Genomic DNA, 25,189 nt, shown 5'->3' with positions numbered 1-25,189 from the left:
AACGGGCGGCGCCCCGGAAAACCGGTGCGCCGCCCCGAAAGCCGCCGCCCATGCGCCCTCAGGCGCCATGTCCGATTACGCTGCGCGCATCTGCCGTGCCGCCTCGACCATATGACGCAACGCTGTTTCCGTTTCCACCCAGCCACGCGTCTTCAAGTCGCTGGCTTTTTGCAGTAATGTCACCATGTCGACGGTGGTGGGGATGCGCGGCGAGTGGATGCCGTACACGCCGGGGCCGATTTCGTTCGGGTACTGGAACTGGACTGAGCCCGTCAGCGGTTCCACGTCCGAGCGGCTCGTCTCTATCGTGATGACGTCGGCGTCCATGGCGGAGATCTGCGGCAGGATGTCGTTGAACTCGGCATAGCACATGTGGGTGTGGATCTGCGTCGTGTCGCCGACCACCGAGGCGGCGATGCGGAAGGCGCGCGTGGCCCAGTCCAGATAGGCTTCCCACTGGCCGCGGCGCAGCGGCAAGCCTTCGCGGATGGCCGGCTCGTCGATCTGGATGATGCCGATGCCGGCCGTTTCCAGGTCCTGCACTTCGTCGCGGATGGCCAGGGCCAGCTGCAGCGCCGTGGCGGCGCGCGGCTGGTCGTCGCGCACGAACGACCATTGCAAGAGCGTCACCGGGCCCGTCAGCATGCCCTTCATCGGTTTGCTCGTCAGGCTTTGCGCATGGACCGTCCATGCGACCGTCATGGGGGCCGGACGCTGCACGTCGCCGTAGATGATGGGCGGCTTGACGCAGCGCGAGCCGTACGATTGCACCCAGCCGTGATGGGTCAACACGAAGCCGGCCAGTTGCTCGCCGAAGTAGTCGACCATGTCATTGCGTTCCGCTTCGCCATGCACGAGCATGTCCAGGCCCAGCGCTTCCTGGCGTTCCACGGCGTGGGCGATTTCGGCGCGGATGGCCGGCGTCTGCGGGAAGGCGCCAATGGTCGTCGTCGGGAAGTCGGGCAGGCGCAGGCGTGCATGCTGCGCGGCCTGGCGCAACGGGAAGCCGGAATCGCGGCGGTCGACCGTGGGCGACAGCGTCTGCAGGCGCTGCGCGACCGCCGCACGGTGCACGCGGGGGCTGGCGCGGCGGCTGGCGATGGCCCGGCGGGACCTCGCCAGCGCGGTATCGTCGGGATGGCCTTCCAGTGCGTCTTTCAGCAGCGCAAGTTCCGTGAGTTTTTCCGTGGCAAACGCCAGCCAGCTCTTGATGTCGCCATCGAGCACCGTCTCCGCTTCCAGGCTGAACGGTACGTGCAGCAGTGAGCACGACGGCGCCAGCCACAGGTGCCCCTTGCGCTTGGCGGCCAGCGGCTGCAGCACGGCCAGGGCAGCGTCGAGGTCGGTACGCCAGATGTTGCGGCCATCGACTATACCGATCGACAAGACTTTATGCGCGGGCAGCCAGTCCGTGACACTGATCAATTCATGCGGCGCGCGGATGCCGTCCACGTGCAGGCCGGCCACGGGCAGGCGGCATGCCAGGCTGAGGTTTTCTTCCAGCGGCGAGAAATACGTGGCCAGCAGGATGTCCACCCCCACCTGGTTCAGCTGCCAGTACGTGCTTTCAAAGGCATTGCGCCAGGCGCTGGGCAAGTCCAGGCCCAGGATCGGCTCGTCGAGCTGCACCCACGTCACGCCCTGCTGTTTCAATCGGTCGAGCAGGGCGCCGTAGACGGGCAGCAATTGTTCCAGCAGCGCCAGGCGCTCGAAGCCTGGCGTCTTTTCCTTGCCCAGCCACAGGAAGGTGAGGGGGCCGATCAGGGCCGCCTTGACCTGGTGACCGAGCGCCTGCGCCTCGGCCACCTCCGCCAGCAGGCGCTCGCCAGCCAGCGAAAAGCGGGTCTGCGGCGACAATTCGGGCACCAGGTAATGGTAATGGGTGTCAAACCACTTGCTCACTTCCAGCGCATGGCCGTGGCTGCAGCCGGCATGCTCCGCTTGGCTGGTACCGCCGCGCGCCATGGTGAAATAGCGCGACAGCGGCGATTGTTCCGCGCCGAAATCAAAACGCGCAGGCTCGCAGCCCAGCAGCTGGATATGGCTGGCCACTTGGTCATACAAGGCGAAGTCGCCCACGGTGACGTAGTCGAGACCGGCATCGCGTTGCAAGGCCCAGTGGCGCGCGCGCAATTGCCGGCCCGTCGCTTCCAGCGCCGCCTCGGACAACTCGCCGCGCCAGTGGCTTTCCAGCGCCCGTTTCAGCTCGCGCGCGGCGCCGATACGGGGAAAGCCAAGGATGTGCGTACGAATGGTCATGATGTCATCGAGATTTAATGTGAATGCGCTAGAGTGTGCGGCAACTTGGTCTATAATCAAAACGAAACATTTTGCCGAATAACATGAAAATAATTCACGTACAGACGTCATTTCCTCGATGCTAGAAATTCGCCACCTGCGCACCCTGAGTGCCCTGCGTTCCTCCGGCAGCCTGGTGCGCGCCGCGCAGCTGCTCAACCTGACCCAGTCGGCCCTGTCGCACCAGATCCGTTTGCTGGAAGAGCGCTACAAGGCGCCCTTGTTCGAGCGCAAGTCGATGCCGATCGCGTTCACGGCCACGGGCAGCCGGCTGCTGGAGCTGGCCGACAAGCTGTTGCCCGAGATCGAACTGGCCGAGCGCGACGTGGCGCGTTTGTCGCAGGGCGACAAGGGGCAGTTGCGGGTGGCGCTCGAATGCCATACCTGTTTCGACTGGCTCATGCCCGTGATGGATGCGTTCCGCCAGCGCTGGCCGGAAGTGGAGATCGATCTTGTCTCCGGCTTTCACAGCGAACCGGCCGACTTGCTGCGCTCGGGCGAGGCCGATCTGGTCATTGGCTCGCCGTATGGCCCCGATTTCACCGTGTTTCCCCTGTTCCGCTTTGAAATGCTGGTGGTGATGGCGCAGAAGCACCGGCTGCAGGCGCAGCGCCGCCTTGCGGCGAGCGACTTTACGGGGGAGACTTTGATTACCTATCCCGTGCCGGAAGAGCGCATCGACCTGATCCGTGAAGTGCTGCGGCCGGCCGGCATCCAGTTTGAACGCCGCACGGCTGAATTGACGGTGGCCGTGCTGCAACTGGTGGCGAGCCGGCGCGGCATCGCCGCCTTGCCGAACTGGGCCATCAAGAATTACGTCGATTACGATTATGTGGTGGCGCGCCCGGTGGGCGAGCACGGCTTGTGGAGCGATTTGTACGTGTCCGTGCCGGAGCCGTTGCAGGACAAGGCCTATGTGCGCGATTTCGTCAGCGTGATACGCGAACAGTGCGCGGCTACGCTCGACGGTATCAAGTTGTTGTCCTGATCAACGTTGAGTTGGAAACAAACCAACAGCAAAGCTTGATAAATATCAAGGTTCAGCAATGAACCACCGCTTACAGTTGAGTACTGTGCGGCGCAACATGGCGTCGCCTACTCTTTGGGGAGGAACGACATGTTTTCATTTTCCGAACAATGGGCACTGGCCGGCAAGGCCGTGGTGGAAGCGCAATTGATCAGCGCGCAAGCGTATGCCCAGGCTGCCGTCGACAGCGGCGCCAGCGTGCTGGAGTTGCAGCTCGATGCGGCCCGCGAGGCCCTGGCTGCCGCTACGGTGGCGGGCAATCAGCTGCTGTCCGTGAAGGATACGCAAGCGCTGCTGCAACTGTCGCGCACCCAGTCGCAACTGGCCATCGAACGCATCGGTGCATATGGCCGCCAGGCAAAGGATGTTGCTCAAGAAACCCAGGAGAAATTTGAGACTGTGACAAAGGGTGAGTTTGCTGCATCGCGTCAAAAATTTGGCGAGCTGTTGCAGGTGGTAAAGCAAACACCCGTGCCCCTGATTATTCCCTTCAATAATTTTCTAAAAACCACTTTCGGCGGCGCCGATGAAGGGTATGATAAAAATAAAAACACGCGTCCTGCGCGCCAGGCCTAAGCGTTTTGCGGCCCGGCAGCGGCTATCCGCCGCGCCAGGTTGCCCGCCGCCACCGCAAGCAGGCTGTCATCGCCGCCGCCAGCGGTGCGGCGCTGGAACTGCGGCGCATGCCGCGCTAGAATGAAACGCAGCTTGCTGTGTCTTCCCGGATTCACTGGATTCCAATTGGATTCTATTAGCACCTTGACCTTGGCCCTCGTGGCCAGCATATCGGAGAAATAAATGGATGATGTCGTAATCGTGGCCGCCGGCCGTACCGCAGTCGGCAAATTCGGTGGCAGTCTGGCCAAGATTCCTGCGTCCGAACTGGGCGCGCATGTAATCAAGGGCTTGCTGGCACAAACCGGCATCGACCCGAACCTGATCGGCGAAGCCATCCTGGGCCAGGTGCTGACGGCCGCCGTCGGCCAGAACGCCGCGCGCCAGGCCGTCATCAAGGCTGGCCTGCCCAGCTCCATCCCGGCATTCACCATCAACAAGGTCTGCGGCAGCGGCCTGAAGGCCACGCACCTGGCGGCGCAAGCGATCAAGTGCGGCGACGCCAACATCATCATCGCCGGCGGCCAGGAAAACATGAGCGCCTCGCCGCACGCGATGAACGGTTCGCGCGACGGTTTCCGCATGGGCGACTTCAAGATGATCGACACCATGATCGTCGACGGCCTGTGGGACGTGTACAACCAGTACCACATGGGCATCACGGCGGAAAACGTCGCCAAGAAATACGAAGTGACGCGCGCCGAGCAGGATGAATTCGCGCTGCAGTCGCAGCTGAAGGCGGAAGCGGCGCAAAAAGCGGGCAAGTTCAAGGATGAAATCCTGCCGCTGGAAATCGCCAACAAAAAAGGCACGGTCGTATTCGACAGCGACGAATACATCAAGCCCGGCTCGACCCTGGAATCGCTGGCCGGCCTGCGCCCTGCGTTTGCCAAGGACGGCACCGTCACGGCCGGCAATGCCTCGGGCCTGAACGATGGCGCCGCCGCCGTGATCATGATGTCCGCTTCGCAAGCGAAGGAACTGGGCTTGAAGCCGCTGGCGCGCATCAAGGCTTACGCCTCGTCGGGCCTGGACCCGGCCGTCATGGGCATGGGCCCCGTCTCCGCATCGCGTCTGTGCCTGAAAAAAGCCGGCTGGACGCATGAAGAGCTGGACCTGATGGAAATCAACGAAGCGTTTGCCGCGCAAGCGATTGCCGTGAACAAGGAAATGGGCTGGGATACCAGCAAGATCAACGTGAACGGCGGCGCGATTGCCATCGGCCACCCGATCGGCGCCTCGGGCGCGCGCATCCTGGTCACCCTGATCCACGAAATGATACGCCGCGACGCCAAGAAAGGCCTGGCAGCGCTGTGCATCGGTGGCGGCATGGGTGTCGCTTTAGCGATCGAGCGCGATTAAGTAGCTGGCACCGAACCCCGCCGTCGCGCGTAGTGCGTGACGGCGGGGTTCGCGGCGGTACGCCGCTGTAATTCTCGGCGGAACTGGGTTGCTTTCACTAAATAATTAACTTTTTGGCAATAGAACGACACTGAGGGGATGAAAATGGCAAGAGTTGCATTGGTAACTGGTGGCATGGGTGGTCTGGGCGAAGCGGTGTGTTTCAAGCTGGCGGCGCTCGGCTATCGCGTGGTGACCACATATTCCCCAGGCAATCCGAAGGTCGCTGACTGGCTGGCGACGACCAAGGACATGGGCTACGACTTCAAGGCATATCCGTGCGACGTGGCCGACTACGATTCGGCCGCGGCTTGCGTGGCCGCCGTGGAAGCGGAAATCGGTCCTGTCGACGTGCTGGTAAATAACGCCGGCATCACGCGCGACATGACGTTCAAGAAGATGGACAAGACGAACTGGGATGCCGTGATGAGCACCAACCTCGATTCCGTCTTCAACATGACCAAGCCCGTCTGCGACGGCATGGTGGAACGCGGCTGGGGCCGCATCATCAATATCTCGTCCGTGAACGGCCAGAAGGGCGCTTTCGGCCAGACCAACTATGCGGCCGCGAAGGCGGGCATGCACGGCTTCACCAAGTCGCTGGCGCTGGAAGTGGCGCGCAAGAACGTCACCGTCAACACCATCTCGCCAGGCTACATCGGCACCAAGATGGTCATGGCGATTCCGCAGGAAGTGCTCGACAGCAAAATCATCCCGCAAATTCCGATGGCGCGCCTGGGCAAGCCGGAAGAAGTGGCCGGCCTGGTCGCCTACCTGGCTTCCGATGAAGCGGCGTTCGTCACGGGCGCGAATATCTCGATCAACGGCGGCCAGCACATGTCGTAATCGTTGTTGAAGTAAAACAGAAAAGACAGCCGCGGCTGTCTTTTTTTATGCTTGCCAGCAAAACAAGGAGATCGCTGGATTTGCCTTAGAATCAGTATTTCTCCACCGCATCATCTCCATGACCCTTGTTCCCGCCTTGCGCCGCGCCAGCGTGGCCGCCATTCTCTTCCTGGGCGCCAGCGCGGCCCAGGCCAGCGTCGCGTTCCACATCACGGTGGTTACCGAGCGCGTCAACCAGCCCGGCGTGAAAACCAGCCTGCCCGCGCGCGCGACGCAGGACAGCGATGTCGTGCTGGGACCGCATTACCTGAGCGTACGCGATGGCCGCATTCTGTCCGTCTTCGACTTTGCCACGCGCCGCCGCCACGTCATCGATACGGCGGCGTCCACCTACGACACGTATTCGCTGTTCGACGTGGTGGGCTTCCGCCACATCGAGATCGGGCACCGCAAGGGCATGGCCAGCGTGCTTGAGGCGGGCGGCTTGCAGGGCCACGTCACGCCATCCGTGTATGAAGAGCAATCGCTGTCCGTGCCGGCGGCAAGGCGGCGCGGCGCTCTGCAGCCGCAAGTGCTCGACGGCGCCGTGCTGTGGTCGCTTGACGGGCAGCCCCTGCTGCGCCTGGGGATCGCGGGCAGTCCCGTCAGCGGCGACGACGCGACGGCGTTTGCCCAGTACCTGCGCTACACCTGGGGCGGTCATCCGCTGCTGCTGAAGATGCTGGCCGATGGCAAGCGCATTCCCGCCGACTTCACCTTGCACTACCAGGAGGTGGGCGGCGCGGTGACGCGGCAGTTCCGCATCAGCGCCATGACGGCGGGCGCACCGGCCACCTATACCTTGTCCGCCTACCGGCCCCGTCCGCTGGCGGCCGATGCGCCCCCGCTCGAGCGCGTGCTGGCGCAGGCGGCGCTGTTACCGCCGCCGGGACCCCAGGCGCCTCAGGCACACCCTGCGCTGCGGGCCGAAGCGGAAAAGCTGTTTGCCGCAGACCAGCCCTTCGAGGCTTTCTTGACCATGCTGGAAGATCATTTTTCCACGGGCGAACTGGTCGACAAGCTGTCGCCCCAGCAGATACTGGCCATGCAGGAATGCCAGCCCATCCACGATTTGACGCGGGGATTGCTGGCCAAGGACCAGCAGGGTATCGTGGCCGCGCTGGCCACCGTGCAAGAATTAAGGACGCAAACGGGGATGGCGCAGCCCGTGCTGGCCTTGTTCGAGGGGAATTTGCGCGCCAAGCTGGGGCAATGGCCGCAAGCGACGGCCTTGTATCTGCAAGTGCTGCAGGCAAAACCGCAGATGGCGGCCGTGTACCAGGACCTGGGCGACGCCTTGCTGGCGCAATTCGATGCGCCGAGCGCCTGGCGCAGCTGGGATGCGGGCCGGGCGATGGCGCCGGCCCTGCGGCAATTTCGCAAGGTCAACGACCTCGAGCGCAGCCTGCTGAACGACTATCCCGCCTTCTTTGCCGGCGGAGCGCCGCTGCCGCCGACAGTTCAGCCCAGCACCAGCCGTCCCGCCAGCAAGACGAAGACGGTGGGCAGCACGAACTTGCCGTAAGGCGAGGGTTTACCGCGCAGGCGGCGCGCCAGACGCGCGGCCAGCACGGCGTACATGGCGTCGAAAAGTAATCCCACCAGCACCAGGATGGCGCCCAGGCGCAGGTATTGCATACCGACGCTGTCGCTGCCCACGACGAACTGCGGCAGGAACATGCTGCAAAACAGCAGTGCCTTCGGATTGAGCAGATTCGTCAGGAAGCCGCGCACGAAGCTGGCATGGGCGCTGTGCGCCGTGGCGGGCGCCTGCGCCTCGGGCGTGGCGGTTTTCGACAGGGCCGACTGCAGCAGGCGCAGCGCCAGGTACAGCAGATACGCGGCGCCCGCCCATTTGACCCACTGCAAGGCTTGCGGATGCGTGACCATCAGCGCCGCCAGGCCCGCGCCCGACAGCGCCACGTGCACGGCGCGCGCGCCGGCGATGCCCAGTGCCGTCACCAGCGCCGTGGCCACGCCGCGCGCGGCGCCCGTCGCCAGCACCAGCGCCATGTCGGGTCCCGGCAATAAAAAGGCGCCGGCCAGTGCCAGCAGGTACATCAGGAAGGTAGAATCGGACATGGCTCAGTAGAAAAGAAAAGCGGGAGCATGCGCACGCTGCAGCCTGCTCGCCGGGCCCCATTATGTTCTTGACGCGATGAAATGTGCTTGCTTTTCCTGCCCTGCATGCCCTAGTATTCGGGTAGATTCCACTCGTATCAAAACAAAAATTAGATGAAAATTCCAGAAGTTAGCCTCGACGCCACCGATTTGCAGATACTCAGGCTGTTGCAGGATGAAGGACGGCTGTCGAATGCGCGCCTGGCCGAGCGCTTGAAGCTGAGCGAAACCCCCGTCTGGCGTCGTCTGCGCCGCCTGGAAGAGGAAGGGTTTATTACCGGCTACCAGGCTTTGCTCAACCGCAAGAAGCTGGGCATCGGCCTGGTGGCCTTCGTACGCGTCGTGTTTGCCAACCATGGCGGCGAGCAGCCGTCGCAGTTCGAGCAAGCCATCGCGACGATTCCCGAAATTCTGTCGTGCCACAATGTGGCGGGCGAAGCCGATTATTTCCTGCAAGTGGTGGCGCGCGACCTGGAAGCGTATGGCGAATTCGTCTCGACCGTGCTGCGCCGCCTGCCTGGCGTGGCGGAAATCCAGTCCAGCCTGTCGATGCGCGAAATCAAGTCGTCGAACCGCCTGCCCTTGCTGCTGGCCTGAGCCGGCAGCGGCGCACTATAATTGGAACAGTTGCCAGGCCTCATGCCTGGCGCCCTGACCGCCATTCCAAGGACCGCTCGCCATGCCCGATTCTTTGTCACCCCTGTTTCCCGCTCTGACGCCGAACCGGCACGGCATGCTGGCGGTCGATGACATCCACACCATTTATTGGGAAGAGTGCGGCAACCCCGACGGCATTCCCGTGCTGTTCCTGCATGGCGGTCCGGGTGCGGGCTTGTCGCCGCAGCACCGCCGCTTTTTTGACCCGCAGCGCTACCGCGTCATCCTGTTCGACCAGCGCGGCGCCGGCAAATCCACGCCGCTGGGCGAATGGCGCAACAACACGACGCAGCTGCTGATCGAGGACATCGAACGCCTGCGCGCCCAGTTCGGCATCGCCCAATGGCTGGTGTTTGGCGGCTCCTGGGGTTCGACCCTGGCGCTGGCGTATGGCCAGGCGCATCCGGAAGCTTGCCTCGGTTTCGTGCTGCGCGGCATCTTTTTGTGCACGCAGGCGGAAATCGACTGGTTCATCGACGGCGTGCGCTGGTTTTATCCGGAACTGTACGAGGAATTCGCCGCCCCCATTCCGCTCGAGGAACGGGGCGACTTGCTGGCGGCCTACGTGCAACGCATCCTCAGCAGCGACCCGGCCGTGTACTGGCCGGCCGCGCGCGCCTGGAGCCGCTTCGAAGGCCGCCGCGTGTACCTGATGCCGCAGCCGGAAGACGCGCCGAACGATGCGCTGGACCTGGGCGTGGGCCGGCTCGAATCGCATTACATGGCCAATCTCGGTTTCTTCGAGGAAGACCAGTTGATCCGTAACATGGGACGCATCGCGCATTTGCCGGCCGTCATCGTGCAGGGACGCTACGACGCCATCTGCCCGCCGCTGTCGGCCTACCGCCTGCAGCAGGCCTGGCCCGGCGCGCAGCTGGAAATGATTCCCGACGCGGGCCATGGCGCGCTCGAGCACGGCATCGCTTCGGCGCTGGTGCGCGCCACCGAGCGCTTCGTACCGGGGCGCGGCTTCGCATGACCTTGCAACACGCCGGTTGGCAAAGCGGCCAGCCGGCGTGCGCCACCTGCTACACTATGGCCTGTGCTGGCGCCAGGGTCGGGCGCCGGTGTGAACCCACGACTTTTTATCCATGAACATACAGATCGGCGACATCGGCCATATCATCCAGCTGGCGATTGCGCCGGTTTTCCTGTTGACCGGTATCGGCACCATGCTGGTGGTACTGACCAACCGCCTGGGCCGCATCATCGACCGCACGCGCGTGCTGGAAGACCGGCTCGACATCGGCTACAACGATTTCTATATGGATGAGCTAGATACCCTGTATCGGCGTACCCATCTGATCAATTATTCGATTTCGCTGAGCACGGCGTGCGGTTTCTTCGTCTGCGTCATCATCGCCATGCTGTTTTTGGGCGATATTCTGAACCTGACCCTGGACAAATACATCGCGGCCTTCTTTGTGCTGGCCGTGATTTGCCTGATCGGCTGTTTTATTTATTTACTGCGCGAAATTTACCTGGCTGCCAGGGCCCAGCGCATCCGGCGCCATATCCGCCCGCCCCGCTAGGCGGCGCGCCGGTTTACCCTACTATTGAAGAACGAGTCCAGCATGCACGATTACAAACGTCCCCCCACCCTGCACCGCTACGGCCAGCGCAGCGAACTCGAGCTGGCGCTGAGCCTGGGCCAGTTCCGCTTGATGCCAGCGGGCAATTGTTTGACCCTGAGTTTTTCGCAAGTGTGGGACAAGCAACTGTTCGACCTGTTTGCCCCGGCCGACGCTTGTTTGATCATCCACAATACGGAAGAATTCGGCGAACGCCTGCACCGCGCCGTGCAGCGCACCTTGCCCAGCTGGGCCGGCATCGATGGCCTGGTCGAATACGGCCAGCGCGCGGCCCTGGGCGCCGCCTTCACCAAGACGCGCGCCGAAGCGCCCGAACAGGAATGGCTGTTCGCCTGGCGCTCGATGCAGCCGCAAGCGAGCCTGAACCCCGTCACCGTAAAACTGGGCAGCCTGGAAAACTTCGCGGAAATCCGCGACCGCGATACGTATCTGGCTTGATTTAACCTGCCTTTTCCGCGTACTGGCTGTCGATGCGGGCCAGCACGGCCGCCATCATGCGCTCGATATCGCCGCGTATCATGGTCGTGCCCAGCATGCCGGGCACATAGAAGCCCGGCATCAGCCGGCTGGAAAAGACGATGCGCGTGCCGCCCGTCTCGGGCACGGGATACAGATTCCAGCGCGATTCGTAATGCCGCATGTCGCCCGAGATCAGGGCGATGTCGATGGCCGTCAACGGCGTTTCCGTGGCCCGCACCACCAGGTGGATGGGGTGGTTCATGAACAGGAAGCGCGCCATGCCCTGCTGCTCGATGATGACTTCATTGCCGTTGCGCGACAGCACGCGGCAGGAACTGAGGTCGGGCACGAATTCGCTCATGCGCTCGTAAGTGGTCAGGGTCTTCCACACGGAGGCCGGCGGCGCCTGCACGCTGCCGCTGGCATCGACTTCATACATGCGCTGCCCGTCAACCTCGATGCGCTTGACCTCGACCTTCAGCTTGTCCAGGCGTATCGCCTGTGCCAGCGCGGTAGCGGGGACGGCGCACAGCATCAACAGGCAGAGGAAGAGTCGCTTCATGCCACCTAGCCTACGGGAAAGTACCGCCCGGCACAAGCTGTACGCACCGCCGTCGGGCGCGCCGGGCGATTTAGAACTCCCGGTCTAGAGAAAGTCGCTGCGGCGAGCGGCAATGCTTGCTACCGTACGGCCTGCAACCACCTTACCGGACCGATCACCATGACTGCCTACCCCCATCTGCTGGCCCCGCTCGACCTGGGTTTTACCACCTTGCGCAACCGCGTCATCATGGGGTCCATGCACACGGGCCTGGAAGACCGTTTTTATCATTATGGCAAGCTCGCCGCGTTTTACCGCGAACGGGCACGCGGCGGCGTGGGCCTGATCGTTACGGGCGGCATCTCGCCGAACCGGCAAGGCTGGCTGCTGCCGTTCGGCGGCACCTTGAATTTCCTTGGCGACGTGCCCAACCACCGCAAGGTCACGCGCGCCGTGCACGAGGAGGGCGGCAAGATCGTCATGCAGATCCTGCACGCGGGCCGCTATGGCTACCAGCCCTTCGTCGTCTCGGCATCGGCCAAAAAATCGCCGATCTCGCCGTTCCGTCCCCGTCCCCTCACGGAACGGGGCATCGAGCGCACCATCTGCGACTACGTGCGCTGCGCGCGCCTGGCGCAAAAGGCCGGCTACGACGGCATCGAAGTGATGGGCAGCGAGGGCTATTTATTGAACCAGTTCCTGTGCGCGCGCACGAATCTGCGCCAGGACCGCTGGGGCGGCACGATCGAGAACCGCATGCGCCTGCCCGTGGAGATCGTGCGCCGCATCCGCGCCGCCGTCGGCCCCAACTTCATCATCATGTACCGGCATTCCTTGCTCGACCTGGTCGAGGGCGGCAATACCTGGGACGACGTGGTGACGGTGGCCAAGGCGCTGGAACAGGCGGGCGTGACCATTTTGAATACGGGTTTCGGCTGGCATGAGGCGAGGGTGCCCACCATCGTCACCTCGGTGCCGCGCGCCGCGTTTGCCAGCGTGGCGGGCCGGCTGCGCCGCGAAGTGACGATTCCCGTGGTGGCGTCGAACCGCATCAACATGCCGCACGAGGCGAATGCCATCCTCGAGCGGGGTGACTGCGACCTGGTGTCGATGGCGCGCCCCTTCCTGGCCGACCCTGACTTTGTCGCCAAGGCGGCAGCGGGCCGCGCGGACGAGATCAACACCTGCATCGGCTGCAACCAGGCCTGTCTCGACCACACCTTTGCCAACAAGCGCGCCAGCTGCCTGGTCAACCCGCGCGCCTGCCATGAAACGGAACTTGTGTACGCGAAAAAAGCCGTGCCGCGCCGCGTGGCCGTCGTCGGCGCCGGACCGGCCGGCTTGTCGGCCGCCACCGTGGCTGCCGAATGCGGGCACGAGGTGACGCTGTTCGACAGCAGCGACAGCGTCGGCGGCCAGTTCAAGGTGGCCATGCAGATACCGGGCAAGGAAGAATTTACGGAAACCATCCGCTATTTTGCCCGCCGCATCGCCTTGTCGACTATCAAGCTGCGCCTGGGCCAGCGCGTCACGCGCGAGCAATTGCTGGCCGGCGGTTATGACGACGTCATCATCGCCACCGGCATCAAGGTGCGCCTGCCGGCCATTCCCGGCATCGACCATCCGACCGTGCTGTCCTACCTGGATGTGCTGCAAGCCAAAAAGCCCGTGGGCGCGCGCGTGGCCATCATCGGCGCGGGCGGCATCGGTTTCGACGTGGGCGAGTATTTGCTGCACGACCCGGCACACCCGCTGCCGCAGCCCGTATCGACCTGGGCGGGCGAGTGGGGCGTGGACTTGAATGCGGCGACGGGCGGCGGCCTGGTGCCGCCCGCAGCGCCCCATCCCGTGCGGCAGATCTTCCTGTTGCAGCGCAAGACGTCGAAAGTGGGCGCGGGGCTGGGCAAGACCTCGGGCTGGGTGCACCGCGCGGCGCTGGCGCGCAACGGCGTGGCCATGCTGGCCGGCGTCACCTACGACAAGATCGACGGGCAAGGCTTGCACATCACCGTCGGCGGCGAGCAGCGCCTGCTGGCGGTGGACAACGTCATCATTTGCGCGGGCCAGGACAGCCTGACGGAACTCATGCCGGAAACGGACAAGGATGGCAAGCCGCTTGCGTCGGGCGGCCCCCGCTTCCATAAAATCGGCGGCGCCGCGCTGGCGGCGGAGCTCGACGCCAAGCGGGCGATACGGGAAGGGGCGGAGCTGGCCGCCAGCCTGTAAAAAGAAAGCCTGCCGGCTGGGTAGCGGGCAGGCTTGCTGGTTGCAGAGGGCGCTGACTTAGTGTCCGCCATGCCCCTTCTTCGCCGTCTCAAAACTCTGCAGCACGTGCTCGGCCATGCCATTGGCCAGTTCGTGCTCGCCGATAAACACCTTGCCCGCGTTTTCCGCGCGCAGCAATTCCGCCTCTTCCTCGCTGTGCGTGCGCACCACCGTCAGGATGTGCGGGTTCAGCGCGCGCGCCGTCTCGATCATGGCGCGCACGTGGAAGGTGTCCGGCGTGGCGATGACGAGCATGGTGGCGTGCGTGATGTGCGCCTGGATCAGCACGGCCGGTTCGCCCGCATTGCCGGCCACGGCCGGGATGCCCTGCTTGCGCAGCTGGTCGACGATTTCGCGGTTTTCCTCTGCCACGACAAAGTGGATGCCCCGCTCCATCAGGGCGGCGGCGATGCGCCGGCCCACGCGGCCATAGCCGACCAGCACGATCTGGCCCGACAGTTTTTCCTGCGGCACCGTCATCGGCAGCTCGGCCAGCGGGTCCGTGGTGCGTTCGAACTTGCGCGCGAAATCGCTGTTGCCGATCACGCGCAGCAGCGGCTTGGCCATGCTGAAGACGAGCGGGTTGAGGGCGATCGACAGGATGGCGCCGGCCAGGATCAGGCTTTGCCCTTCCTGCGGCATCAGGCCCAGGGACAGGCCCAGGGCGGCCAGGATGAACGAGAATTCGCCGATCTGCGCCAGGCTGGCCGAGACGATGATGGCCGTTTTCGGCGGATAGCGCAGCGCCATCACGAGCAAGAAGGCGGCGATCGACTTGCCGAAGATAATGATGGCGCACACGGCCAGCACTTGCAGGGGCTTGTCGATGAGGATGGTCGGCTCGAACAGCATGCCGACGGACACGAAGAACAGCACGGCGAACGCGTCGCGCAAGGGCAGGGACTCTTCCGCAGCGCGGTGACTGAGTTCCGATTCGCGCAGCACCATGCCGGCGAAGAAGGCGCCCAGCGCGAACGACACGCCGAACAGCTTGGTCGAGGCGTAGGCAATGCCGACGGCGGCGGCGATCACGCACAGGGTAAACAGTTCGCGCGAACCGGTGCGCGCCACTTGCCACAGTATCCACGGGAACAGCTTGCGGCCGACGACCAGCATGAAGATGATGAAGCCGGCCACTTGACCCAGGGTAATGGCCAGGGTTTGCCACAGGCTGACGGCTTCGGCATCGGGCGCGGCCTTGCCGCCGAGCACACTGGCGAACGCCGGCAGCAGCACGAGGACCAAGACGGTGACCAGATCTTCCACCACCAGCCAGCCGACGGCGATGCGGCCATTGAGCGAGTCGAGGATGCCCCGTTCTTCCAGCGCGCGCAGCAGCACCACGGTACTGGCCACGGACAGGGCCAGGCCAAAGATCAGCCCGCCGCCGAGGGTCCAGCCCCACCAGTGGGCCAGGCCCATGCCCATCGCCGTGGCGACGCCGATCTGCAGGATGGCGCCTGGCAGCGCGATCTTGCGCACGTCCCACAAATCTTCGATGGAAAAGTGCAGGCCGACACCGAACATCATCAGCATCACCCCGATTTCCGCCAATTGTCCCGCTATTTCCGCATCCGCCACAAAACCGGGCGTGGCCGGTCCGATGATGATGCCGGCGGCCAGATAGCCGACCAGTGCCGGCAGTTTCAGGCGCGCGGCGATGAAGCCGAAGATGAGGCCGAACCCGAGGGCGGCGGCGATGGTGGTGATCAGGCTGATGTCATGGGGCATGCGTGTGGGGTTCCTTATGGGGACGTGCGGGTAGAAAAAGATGTTGCTCAGCGACCAAGTATAAACGCATCAAAGCCCTTGCCGGAAAATTTCCTGCGGCTTTATCGCAAAAAACCTGTGCTATATCTTCGTCCAGGTGGCCGCGAACGCATGCCTATCCGTCACGAACATCGCCTAATTCAGGAATCAGGCGATGTTACACCCATGCGCTCAGAGCTTGCGCACGACCACGCAGCCGATGGAATAGCCCGCGCCGAACGAGCAGATGACGCCGGTGCTGCCTGCCGCCATGTCATCCTGATATTTATGGAAGGCGATGATGGAACCGGCCGACGAGGTATTCGCGTAGGTGTCGAGGATCACGGGCGCTTCATTTGCTTCCGCGTCGCGGCCCAGGATCAGGCGCGCGATCAGCAGGTTCATGTTCAGGTTAGCCTGGTGCAGCCAGTAGCGGGAAACTTGCGCCACTTCCACGCCGGCCTTGGCCAGGGTCGCCTTGATCATCTCGGCCGCCATCGGGCACACTTCCTTGAAGACCTTGCGCCCTTGCTGGCGGAACAATTTGTCGGCCTTGCCCACGCCGGACTCGTCAAAACGGTTGAGGAAGCCGAAATTGTTGCGGATGGCGTTAGAGAAGCGCGTTTTCAGTTCCGTGCCGATGATCTCGAACTGGTGCTGCGAGACGGCCGTGTCCTTCGCTTCGACGATGATGGCGGTGCAGGCGTCGCCGAAAATGAAATGGCTGTCGCGGTCGCGCCAGTTCAGGTGGCCGCTGGTGATCTCGGGATTGACGACCAGCACGGCGCGCGCCTGGCCGCTTTGCACGGCGGCCACGGCTTGCTGGATGCCGAAAGTGGCGGACGAGCATGCCACGTTCATGTCAAAACCATAACCGTCGATGCCGAGCGCATCCTGCACTTCCACGGCCATGGCCGGGTAGGCGCGCTGCATGTTGCTGCACGCTACCAGCACCATGTCGATGTCGGCCGGCGTGCGGCCGGCGCGCGCCAGGGCGTCTTTGGCGGCGGCGACGGCCATTTCCGCCTGCAAGGACAGTTCATCATCGCCCCGTTCCGCAATGCGCGAGACCATGCGGGCCGGGTCGAGGATGCCTTCCTTTTCCATCACGAAGCGCGACTTGATGCCGGAGGCCTTTTCGATGAAGGCCACGCTCGACAGCTCCAGCGCCGTCACCTCGCCCGCAGCGATCGCGCCGGCGTTGTCGGCATTGAACTTTTCCGCGTAGGCATTGAAGCAGGTGACCAGCTCTTCGTTGGAGATCGAAAAGGGCGGCGTGTACAGTCCGGTACCGCTGATGACGACTTGTTTCATGGTTAAACTTTCAAATTTGGCAATCGGCGCGGCGCCGATAAGTGAAGCAAATTTTACACAAACGGGCTCGACTGTAGAGAGTTTCGTGTTGCGGGGCAGGGGGATGGGTGGCGGAAGATTGATTTTTGTCGCGTGGACGGCTGATCGGGGGGGGCATGGCGCCCCCCTCTGTGCTGCTGGCGCTGCTGCTTACTTCTTCTGTTCTTTCTTGACGTCGGCCTGCACCACCACCGGTTCGGCCTTGGCCAGCTGCACCGGCAAGCCCTTCAGGTGGTTCAGCGCCTGGTGCAACTGAAAATCGTCCTTGCTGCCAAATTCCAGCGGCTTGCGGGTCTTTTCCAGGGCGATGATGCGCAATTGCTCTTCCATCTCGTCGTTGACGGGCGCGGCCTTGGCACTTTCTTGGTCGCGGTCGTTGCTCAGGTGCTTGGTCAGGTCCGCTTCGCGGATGCGCAAGCCGTTCAAGCCGTCGCCGTCCGCATTCTCGTCGACCAGCAGGTCGGGCACGATGCCCTTGGCCTGGATCGAGCGGCCGTTCGGCGTGTAGTAGCGGGCCGTCGTCAGCTTGACGGCCGTGTCGGCCGTCAGCTGGCGGATGGTTTGCACGGAACCCTTGCCGAAGGTTTGCGTGCCGATGATGGTGGCGCGCTTGTAATCCTGCAGGGCACCGGCGACGATTTCCGAGGCCGAGGCCGACCCCGTGTTGACGAGCACCACCAGCGGTACTTTCTTGATGGCGGCCGGCAATTTCGCCAGCGCGTCGCCTTCCGAGCGGAAGGTATAGTATTCGGCGCGGCCGTAGAACACCTGTTTCGAGTCCGGCAACTGGCCGTTGGTCGAGACGATGGCCGCGTCCTTCGGCAGGAAGGCGGCCGAGACGCCGATGGCGCCCTGCAGCACGCCGCCCGGATCGTTGCGCAGGTCCAGCACCATGCCCTTGATGTTCGGGTCCTGCTTGTATAGCGCCGTGATCTGCGCGGCCATGTCGTCGACGGTCGGTTCCTGGAATTGCGACACGCGCAGCCAGGCGTAGCCGGGCTCGACCATCTTCGCCTTCACGCTTTTCTGATGGATTTCCTCGCGCGTGATGGTGAAGGCCAGCGGCTGCGGTTCATCCTTGCGCGCAATGGTCAGCGACACCTTGGTGCCCGGTTCGCCGCGCATGCGCTTGACGTTGTCGTCCAGGCTGACGCCCTTCACGGGCTGGCCATCGAGGCGGGTGATCAAATCGCCGGCCTTGATGCCGGCGCGGTAGGCGGGCGAATCCTCGATGGGCGAGACGATCCTGATGTAGCCGTCTTCGCTCAGGCCGATTTCGATGCCCAGGCCGACGAACTTGCCTTCCGAGCCTTCGCGCAGCTCGGCGTAGGCTTTCTTGTCCAGGTAGGCGGAATGGGGGTCGAGCGAGGCGACCATGCCGGCAATGGCGTCTTCCAGCAGTTTCTTGTCTTCCACCGGCTCGACGTAATCGGACTTGATCAGGCCAAACACGTCGGCCAGCTGGCGCAGCTCTTCCAGCGGCAGGGGCGGCTCGACGGTTTTTTGCGCCATGGCGGAAAATTGCAGCGACACGGCGACGCCGGCCACCACGCCCAGGCCGATCAAGCCGGTATTTTTGAGTTTGCCCATCATTGCACCTTTGCAGCTAGCGTGTCTTGCACAAGCGCCAGTCCCCGTGGAGCGGCGCTTTCCTGAAAGTATAGACCTGAATCTCTGCCGGCGTGGGCCGGCCGCGGAAAAAGCGTGCCTGGGGCTAGTCTACGCGCGAAAACGGGGCTGTCAGCTTGCCATATGTTGCGGTTTTGTATGCGATGTATAGTGAGTCTTGAGGGGAGTAAGCATTTGTAAGAGTCGAAAAAAAGCGTGTGCGGCGGCCCTATAGTGGACTCGCATTCTCGACCCGAAGTGGTTTTGCCTGCGTCCGCGGACGCAGGCTTTTTTTTTGTCGGCGGGTTCAAGCTCATTTAGACTGGCGCTTCTTCCTTGGCAGCGGATAAAAAATGTTAACTGATTTGCAGGCACGTGCCGCGCTCACAGCGCTGATTGAAAAGTATCTGCGGGGGCGGGATCCTGATGCCGGCCTGCTGATCGACATCGTTCAGGATTCGTCACGGCAAGTGCCGATTCGGGGTGTGCTCGAAGATATCGGACAGTTCAACGACACGCAGTTCACGCAACAGGAGCGGGCGCTGATCGACGACCTGCTGTATCTGTATGGATAAGCTCCGGCCCACGCCATGCGCGCCTGCCTGGACAATGAAAGCCCCTTGAGCCTGGCCGAACTGAGCGGCGATTCTCAGGGTAGTCCGGGGGCAATATTGGCCAAAGGGCATGGCCGCGTGCTACATTCCTGCAGCGCCTGGCGCGGCAGGCTATCCGCCCGCAGCTATCTGCCCGGTCTTTTTGACATGCCCCATAAGGACAATTCGTGAATCGCTATCTCTTAAGCAGTCTGACCCTGACCCTGTTGGCTGCGTTTGCCCATGCCGCCGAACCCGTATCCGCCGTGGCCGCGCCGACCGTGTCCCCGAGCGCCGCGCCTGCCGCCGCCGGCGTCGTTTCCGGCATTGACGTGCAATACATCGACCCCGCCGTGCGCGTGCAGGATGACTTCTTCACCCATTTGAACGGCAAGTGGCTGGCCACGGCCGAGATTCCTGCCGACAAGTCGAGCTGGGGTTCGTTTGCCAAGCTGCGCGACGACACGACGCCACAGTTGCGCGGCATCATCGAGTCCACGCAACAGGACAAGAACAAGAAGGCCGGTTCCGAAGCGCAGAAGATTGCCGACCTGTACGCCAGCTACATGGATGAAGCCAAGCTTGATGCGCTGGGCACGAAGCCGCTGGCAGGCGAACTGAACCGCATCCGCTCGCTGCGCGACAAGAAGGGCGTGCCCGCCCTGATCGCCCACCTGAGCCAGACGGGCGTGTCGACGCCATACGCCGTCTACGTGGGCCAGGATGCGCGCGCCTCGACGAAATATGCGGCTTACGTGAGCCAGAGCGGCCTGGGCATGCCCGACCGCGACTACTACCTGGAAGCCAAGCAGGCTGGCGTGAAGGAAAAATACCAGGCGCACGTGGAAAAAATGCTGGCCATGGCGGGCGACAAGAACGCCGCCGCCCGTGCCAAGGCCGTCGTTGCCCTGGAAACGGCTCTGGCCGAAGTGCAATGGACCAAGGTCGAGAACCGCGACCCCGTCAAACGCTACAACAAGACCGACATCAATAAACTGAACGACCTGACCCCGGGCTACGACCTGAAGTCGGGCCTGGCCGCCCTGGGCATCGCCAACAAGGTCGATTACGTCATCGTCAACCAGCCGAGCTACCTGGCCGGCTACGACAAGGTGCTGGCCGCCACCGACCTGGATACCCTGAAAGCGTATTTCGAATGGCAGTTGCTGCGCAGCTACGCCAGCTACCTGTCGAAAAACTTCGTCGACGAGAGCTTTGCCTTCTACGGCACGGTACTGAGCGGCGTGACGGAAAACCAGCCGCGCTGGAAGCGTGGCGTGGGCGCCGTCGAAGGCGTGCTGGGTGAAGCCGTCGGTAAGCTGTATGTCGCGCAATATTTCCCTGCCGAGCGCAAGGCGCACATGCAGGAACTGGTGAAAAACGTGCTGGCTGCCTACAAGGACAGCATCGACACCCTGGACTGGATGAGCCTTGACACCAAGAAGGAAGCGCAAGCCAAGCTGGCCAAGTTCACGCCGAAGATCGCGTATCCGAACAAATGGCGCGATTACACGAAGCTGCAAATCGTCCAGGGCGACCTGGTGGGCAACATGATGCGTGCCGCCAACTTCGGTTCCGCGCGCCAGGTGGCCAAGCTCGGCAAACCGATCGACCGCGAAGAGTGGGGCATGACGCCGCAAACGGTGAACGCCTATTACAGCTCGACGATGAATGAAATCGTCTTCCCGGCCTCCATCCTGCAGCCGCCGTTTTTTGATGCCAACGCGGACGACGCCGTCAACTATGGCGCCATCGGCGCCGTCATCGGCCATGAAATCAGCCACGGCTTCGACGACAAGGGCAGCCAGTCCGATGGCGACGGCAACCTGCGCGACTGGTGGACCCCGGCCGACCGCAAGAACTTCGCCGCCAAGGCCGACGCGCTGACCAAGCAGTACGATGGCTACAGCCCATTGCCGGGCTACCACGTCAACGGTGCGCTGACCCTGGGCGAAAACATCGCCGACAACTCGGGCGTGGCGATTGCCTATAAAGCGTACAAGATTTCGCTGGGCGGCAAGCCGGCGCCCGTGCTGGACGGCTTGACGGGCGACCAGCGCTTCTACATGGGCTTTGGCCAGGTGTGGCGCAGCAAGATGCGCGAAGCGCAGCAGATCGTGCAGATCAAGACCGACCCCCATTCGCCGGGCCAGTACCGCGCGAATGGCACCATGGTCAACCAGCCTGGCTTCTATGAAGCGTTTGGCGTGAAACCGGGCGACAAGATGTATGTCGCCCCGGAAAACCGCGTGATCATCTGGTAAGTGTCATCCGACATACCGATGGCGCTCACCATGTTGTCGGCTTACGCCCTCCGGGCTAAGCCGACCTACGTCATGTAAACGTTATCTTGTCACAACAGAAAGGACCACTTGCGTGGTCTTTTTTGTATTCTTGCCAAAGTTTTTTCTGTCGTTTCGGCCGGTATGCTACAGTCAAAAACCGGGCCAGAAGCCTTGGGCCTTCTGACCCTTATATTTCACACAATACAATATAGAGGACAACCGTGAATCGTTATTTGTTAAGTGCATTGACCTTGAGTTTGCTGGCCGGCGTGTCTGGCATGGCTGGCGCCGCTGATTCTGCCAAGAAAGCCGCTGCCGCTCCCGCCACGGCCGCCGCATCGGCCGCGCTGACGTCCGGCATCGCCATCGAATACGTCGACCCTGCCGTGCGCGCGCAGGACGATTTGTTCCAGCACTTGAATGGCAAATGGCTGGCGGAAACCGTGATTCCTGCTGACAAGTCGAGCTGGGGCAGCTTTGCCAAGCTGGCCGACGATACGCAAACGCAGCTGCGCGGCATCGTCGAAGGCGCTGCCGCCGACAAGGCCCGCGCGGCCGGCTCGAACGCCCAGAAGATCGGCGATTTCTATAACAGCTTCATGGACGAAGCCAAGCTGGAAAGCCTGGGCCTGACGCCCTTGAACGCGGAACTGGCGAAGATCGCCGCGCTGCAGGACAAGGCGGAGTTGCCTGCCGTGATCGCCCACTTCAGCAAGCTGGGCGTGACCTCGCCGTACGATTTCGGCATCCACCAGGATGCCAAGGATTCCACCAAATACGTGGCCGACATCGTGCAAAGCGGCCTGGGCCTGCCTGACCGCGATTACTATCTGGAAGAGGGCAAGGCCGACACGCGCGCCAAATACCTGGCCCACGTGGAAAAAATGCTCAGTTTGGCCGGCGACGCGAACGCTGCCGCGAATGCGAAAGCCATCCTCGCGCTGGAAACGGAGCTGGCCAAGGCGCAATGGAGCAATGTGCAGAACCGCGACCCCGTCAAGACCTACAACAAGGTGGAGCTGGCGAAACTGGCCGCCGTGGCGCCAGGCTACGACTGGGCCCGCTACCTGAAGGACACGGGCATCGCCGGCAAGGTCAATTATGTGATCGTCAGCCAGCCCAGCTACCTGAAGGGTTTCGCCGAGATCGCCAACAGGACGCCGCTGGAAACGTGGAAAGCCTATTTCCAGTGGCACTTGTTGCATGCTAACGCCGGTTACCTGCCGAAAGCCTACGTCGACGAAAACTTCGCGTTCTATGGCACCACCCTGACGGGCGTGACGGAAATGCGTCCGCGCTGGAAACGCGGCGTGGGCGCCGTCGAAGGCGCGCTGGGCGAAGCCGTGGGCCAGCTGTACGTCGAGCAGTATTTCCCGGCCGAGCGCAAGGTGCGCATGGAAGCGCTGGTGAAAAACCTGATGACGGCCTACAAGCAAAGCATCGACAAGCTCGACTGGATGAGCCCTGTCACCAAGAAACAGGCGCAAATCAAGCTGGCCAAGTTCACCACCAAGATCGGCTACCCGAACAAATGGCGCGATTACTCGGGCCTGATGGTGGCGCCCGATGATTTGATCGGCAACATCCAGCGTTCGCACCTGCTCAATTACAACCGCGAATTGAACAAGTTGGGTCAGCCTATCGACCGCGACGAGTGGGGCATGACGCCGCAGACCGTGAACGCCTATTACAACCCGGAACTGAACGAAATCGTCTTCCCGGCTGCCATCCTGCAAGCGCCGTTCTTTGACGCCAAGGCGGACGACGCCGTCAACTACGGTGCCATCGGCGGCGTGATCGGCCATGAAATCAGCCACGGCTTCGACGACCAGGGCGCCCAGTACGACGGCGACGGCAATCTGCGCGACTGGTGGACCAAGGCCGACCATAAAAACTTCGCCAAGAAAACCAAGCAGCTGGTGGCGCAGTACAACAGCTTCAGCCCCGTCAAAGGCCACTTCGTCAACGGCGAGCTGACCCTAGGCGAGAACATCGCCGACAATTCCGGCGTGGCAATTGCCTACAAAGCGTATAAATTGTCGCTGAACGGCAAGCAAGCCCCCGTTATCGATGGTTTCACGGGCGAACAGCGCTTCTACGCGGGCTTTGCCCAGGTATGGCGCATGAAGATGCGTGAAGCGCAGCAACTGGTCTTGTTGAAAACGGATCCGCACTCGCCAGGCCAGTTCCGCGCCAACGGCACCATGCGCAACCAGCCAGGTTTCTATCAAGCCTTCGACGTGAAACCGGGCGACAAGATGTATCTGCCGCCGAAAGACCGCGTCATCATGTGGTAAGACGCTAAGTAATCCTCGGGAAATTAGTGTGAATTTATGACGAATAGAACCGGATGCTATGCAAGGCGCTCACTGCGACGCAGTGCGAGCACTGCTAGCAGCGAGCAACGCCGCAGAGCGCCGGTTATAGAAGTCAGAAATCACAATAATTTATTGGGGGTTACTTAGTTCAAGGCATAAGTTGCAGCCGCCCCGCGCAAGCCGGGCGGCTTTTTTACGGCCTGATGTAACGCAACGCCGGGCGAAAAAAAACCGCCCTTGCGGGCGGTTCCTCGATACGGGTGCTGCGCTGCTTACTTGGCAGGCTCGGCGGCTGGTGCACTGGCGCCGTCAGCGGCTGCGGCCGGTGCCGGCACTTCCGGTTCCTTGAACTTGCCGCCCGACGCGTTGGCGATATAGACCACGGCGCGCGCCACTTCCACATCGTCGAGGTCGGGATTGCCGCCCTTGGCCGGCATCGCGCGCAAGCCTTCGATCGCGTGTTTCAGGACCGTATCGTAGCCCTGGGCCAGGCGGGCCGACCAGCTGCCCGCATCGCCAAATTTCGGTGCACCGGCCACGCCGGCGCCATGGCAAGCCACGCAGGTGGCCGTGTAGACGGCTTCACCGCTTTGCAGCACTTTCGGGCCGCTGGCATCCTTGAAGGTAAAGCCTTCATTGGCCACCGGGCTCAAGCGGGCATCGATGGCTTCCGGCGACTGGCTGTCCGTCCCGGCGCCCGTCAGTTTTTGCGCCGTGACGAACTGCACCAGCAGGATGATGCCGATGACGGTGATGAGGAAGAAGCCCGCTACGGCGGCAAGCAATTGTTTAGGCGTTTTGATCGCTGATTGTTGTTCGTTATGTGCGTCGCTCATGATGTCCTTAGTCCAGATTTGAAACTGATGGCCGTGTAAGGTAGCATTTTTACATGCTTGTATGTAAACCTTTATGAAACCCACAATTATAGGCACAAAAATTGAGCAGTGACATGCAATTGCCAGCGATACGACAGTTTCCGTAGACGTAGGTAAAGAAAAACGGTATCCTTCGCATCACTTCAGAAATTCCCCCTACGCGGCTGTAGCTCAGTGGATAGAGTATTGGCCTCCGAAGCCAAGGGTCGTGGGTTCGATCCCCGCCAGCCGCACCAGACAAATCAAGACTCCCGTTTTATCCAGCCAGCATTGCCATGCGGCTGCATGCCGTGTTCTCCATTGTGATGTCAACCCGGCAGGGACTGTGACGCTGCACAGCGTGCGAATCCAATACCTCCACACCTTCGTGCGAGAACGACGCTTGCCGCGGCACGCGACTGTCTCTGCTCGCCATGGGCACCGTGTGCCGCCGCATGTCGATACTGCCACTTTTTTGTGCGCCACCTTCCAAAAACACCCCTGACGCCCCTGCGGTTGTCCGTTTGTAACCTCCAAAGTCCGCTAACCACCGATATCAAAATTGATA

The 25,189-nt window shown here is 62.5% G+C and carries 20 protein-coding genes and 1 tRNA gene; 14 read left to right on the top strand and 7 right to left on the bottom strand.

Going from position 1 to position 25,189, the window contains the following annotated elements; translation table 11 throughout:
* Positions 1–75: 75 nt before the first annotated feature.
* Positions 76–2,259, bottom strand: a complete 2,184-nt coding sequence (locus CSQ95_RS00875; RefSeq protein ID WP_099408113.1) for a 5-methyltetrahydropteroyltriglutamate--homocysteine S-methyltransferase — start codon at positions 2,257–2,259, stop codon at positions 76–78.
* Between the two features lie 118 nt (positions 2,260–2,377).
* On the opposite strand from CSQ95_RS00875, the gene CSQ95_RS00870 reads away from it, so the two are divergent.
* The 5 genes from CSQ95_RS00870 to CSQ95_RS00850 all read left to right on the top strand — a co-directional run bounded on the left by CSQ95_RS00870 (position 2,378) and on the right by CSQ95_RS00850 (position 7,751).
* Complete coding sequence (locus tag CSQ95_RS00870; RefSeq protein ID WP_099408112.1) at positions 2,378–3,286, top strand: LysR family transcriptional regulator; 909 nt, start codon at positions 2,378–2,380, stop codon at positions 3,284–3,286.
* A gap of 129 nt (positions 3,287–3,415) precedes the next feature.
* Positions 3,416–3,901, top strand: coding sequence for a phasin family protein (locus CSQ95_RS00865; protein ID WP_099408111.1), 486 nt, complete (start codon positions 3,416–3,418; stop codon positions 3,899–3,901).
* Positions 3,902–4,123: 222 nt separating this feature from the next.
* The gene (locus tag CSQ95_RS00860) at positions 4,124–5,302 is read left to right on the top strand and encodes an acetyl-CoA C-acetyltransferase (RefSeq protein ID WP_034783723.1); all 1,179 of its coding nucleotides are present in this window, start codon (positions 4,124–4,126) and stop codon (positions 5,300–5,302) included.
* A gap of 144 nt (positions 5,303–5,446) precedes the next feature.
* A complete protein-coding gene (phbB, locus tag CSQ95_RS00855; RefSeq protein ID WP_099408266.1) occupies positions 5,447–6,187 on the top strand; it encodes an acetoacetyl-CoA reductase in 741 nt (246 codons plus the stop codon).
* Between the two features lie 118 nt (positions 6,188–6,305).
* Complete coding sequence (locus CSQ95_RS00850) at positions 6,306–7,751, top strand: hypothetical protein (protein WP_143449868.1); 1,446 nt, start codon at positions 6,306–6,308, stop codon at positions 7,749–7,751.
* On the opposite strand, the gene CSQ95_RS00845 is transcribed toward CSQ95_RS00850, so the two are convergent.
* Positions 7,688–8,308, bottom strand: coding sequence for a LysE family translocator (locus tag CSQ95_RS00845; RefSeq protein WP_257217906.1), 621 nt, complete (start codon positions 8,306–8,308; stop codon positions 7,688–7,690). The two genes, CSQ95_RS00850 and CSQ95_RS00845, sit on opposite strands and share 64 nt — an antisense overlap.
* Positions 8,309–8,461: 153 nt before the next feature.
* Here CSQ95_RS00845 and CSQ95_RS00840 point away from each other — a divergent pair, with 153 nt between their 5' ends.
* The 4 genes from CSQ95_RS00840 to CSQ95_RS00825 all read left to right on the top strand — a co-directional run bounded on the left by CSQ95_RS00840 (position 8,462) and on the right by CSQ95_RS00825 (position 11,034).
* Positions 8,462–8,944: an Lrp/AsnC family transcriptional regulator gene (locus CSQ95_RS00840; RefSeq protein WP_034783718.1), complete on the top strand. Its 483-nt coding sequence runs from the start codon at positions 8,462–8,464 to the stop codon at positions 8,942–8,944.
* Positions 8,945–9,026: 82 nt separating this feature from the next.
* Complete coding sequence (pip, locus tag CSQ95_RS00835; RefSeq protein WP_099408109.1) at positions 9,027–9,983, top strand: prolyl aminopeptidase; 957 nt, start codon at positions 9,027–9,029, stop codon at positions 9,981–9,983.
* A gap of 112 nt (positions 9,984–10,095) precedes the next feature.
* Positions 10,096–10,536, top strand: a complete 441-nt coding sequence (locus CSQ95_RS00830) for a DUF2721 domain-containing protein (RefSeq protein WP_070219003.1) — start codon at positions 10,096–10,098, stop codon at positions 10,534–10,536.
* Between the two features lie 42 nt (positions 10,537–10,578).
* Positions 10,579–11,034 (top strand): hypothetical protein, encoded by a 456-nt coding sequence (locus CSQ95_RS00825; RefSeq protein ID WP_099408108.1) that lies wholly within the window; start codon positions 10,579–10,581, stop codon positions 11,032–11,034.
* 1 nt (position 11,035) lies between these two features.
* Here CSQ95_RS00825 and CSQ95_RS00820 read toward each other — a convergent pair whose 3' ends face one another.
* Positions 11,036–11,617: an SRPBCC family protein gene (locus CSQ95_RS00820; protein ID WP_257217905.1), complete on the bottom strand. Its 582-nt coding sequence runs from the start codon at positions 11,615–11,617 to the stop codon at positions 11,036–11,038.
* Positions 11,618–11,776: 159 nt separating this feature from the next.
* Between CSQ95_RS00820 and CSQ95_RS00815 the strand changes: the two genes are divergently transcribed.
* Positions 11,777–13,822 (top strand): NADPH-dependent 2,4-dienoyl-CoA reductase, encoded by a 2,046-nt coding sequence (locus CSQ95_RS00815; protein ID WP_099408106.1) that lies wholly within the window; start codon positions 11,777–11,779, stop codon positions 13,820–13,822.
* Positions 13,823–13,879: 57 nt separating this feature from the next.
* Here the strand turns inward: CSQ95_RS00815 and ybaL are convergent, their stop codons facing one another.
* The 3 genes from ybaL to CSQ95_RS00800 form a co-directional block, all read right to left on the bottom strand.
* A complete protein-coding gene (gene ybaL / locus CSQ95_RS00810) occupies positions 13,880–15,592 on the bottom strand; it encodes a YbaL family putative K(+) efflux transporter (RefSeq protein WP_099408105.1) in 1,713 nt (570 codons plus the stop codon).
* A gap of 210 nt (positions 15,593–15,802) precedes the next feature.
* Positions 15,803–16,924 (bottom strand): beta-ketoacyl-ACP synthase III, encoded by a 1,122-nt coding sequence (locus CSQ95_RS00805; RefSeq protein WP_070219008.1) that lies wholly within the window; start codon positions 16,922–16,924, stop codon positions 15,803–15,805.
* Positions 16,925–17,113: 189 nt separating this feature from the next.
* The gene (locus CSQ95_RS00800) at positions 17,114–18,556 is read right to left on the bottom strand and encodes a S41 family peptidase (RefSeq protein ID WP_099408104.1); all 1,443 of its coding nucleotides are present in this window, start codon (positions 18,554–18,556) and stop codon (positions 17,114–17,116) included.
* A 368-nt stretch (positions 18,557–18,924) separates the two neighbouring features.
* Between CSQ95_RS00800 and CSQ95_RS00795 the strand changes: the two genes are divergently transcribed.
* From CSQ95_RS00795 to CSQ95_RS00785, 3 genes are all read left to right on the top strand, one after another.
* Positions 18,925–19,146, top strand: a complete 222-nt coding sequence (locus tag CSQ95_RS00795; protein ID WP_099408103.1) for a hypothetical protein — start codon at positions 18,925–18,927, stop codon at positions 19,144–19,146.
* Between the two features lie 206 nt (positions 19,147–19,352).
* Complete coding sequence (locus tag CSQ95_RS00790; RefSeq protein ID WP_099408102.1) at positions 19,353–21,428, top strand: M13 family metallopeptidase; 2,076 nt, start codon at positions 19,353–19,355, stop codon at positions 21,426–21,428.
* A 242-nt stretch (positions 21,429–21,670) separates the two neighbouring features.
* Positions 21,671–23,746 (top strand): M13 family metallopeptidase, encoded by a 2,076-nt coding sequence (locus tag CSQ95_RS00785; RefSeq protein WP_099408101.1) that lies wholly within the window; start codon positions 21,671–21,673, stop codon positions 23,744–23,746.
* 293 nt (positions 23,747–24,039) lie between these two features.
* Here the strand turns inward: CSQ95_RS00785 and CSQ95_RS00780 are convergent, their stop codons facing one another.
* Positions 24,040–24,603 (bottom strand): cytochrome c5 family protein, encoded by a 564-nt coding sequence (locus tag CSQ95_RS00780; protein WP_099408100.1) that lies wholly within the window; start codon positions 24,601–24,603, stop codon positions 24,040–24,042.
* Positions 24,604–24,802: 199 nt separating this feature from the next.
* Between CSQ95_RS00780 and CSQ95_RS00775 the strand changes: the two genes are divergently transcribed.
* Positions 24,803–24,878 (top strand) — tRNA-Arg (locus CSQ95_RS00775).
* Positions 24,879–25,189: the final 311 nt, after the last annotated feature.

The organism is Janthinobacterium sp. BJB304 (assembly GCF_002735765.1).
GTDB lineage: Bacteria > Pseudomonadota > Gammaproteobacteria > Burkholderiales > Burkholderiaceae_D > Janthinobacterium.
This window is presented reverse-complemented; position numbering and strand designations above follow the sequence as displayed.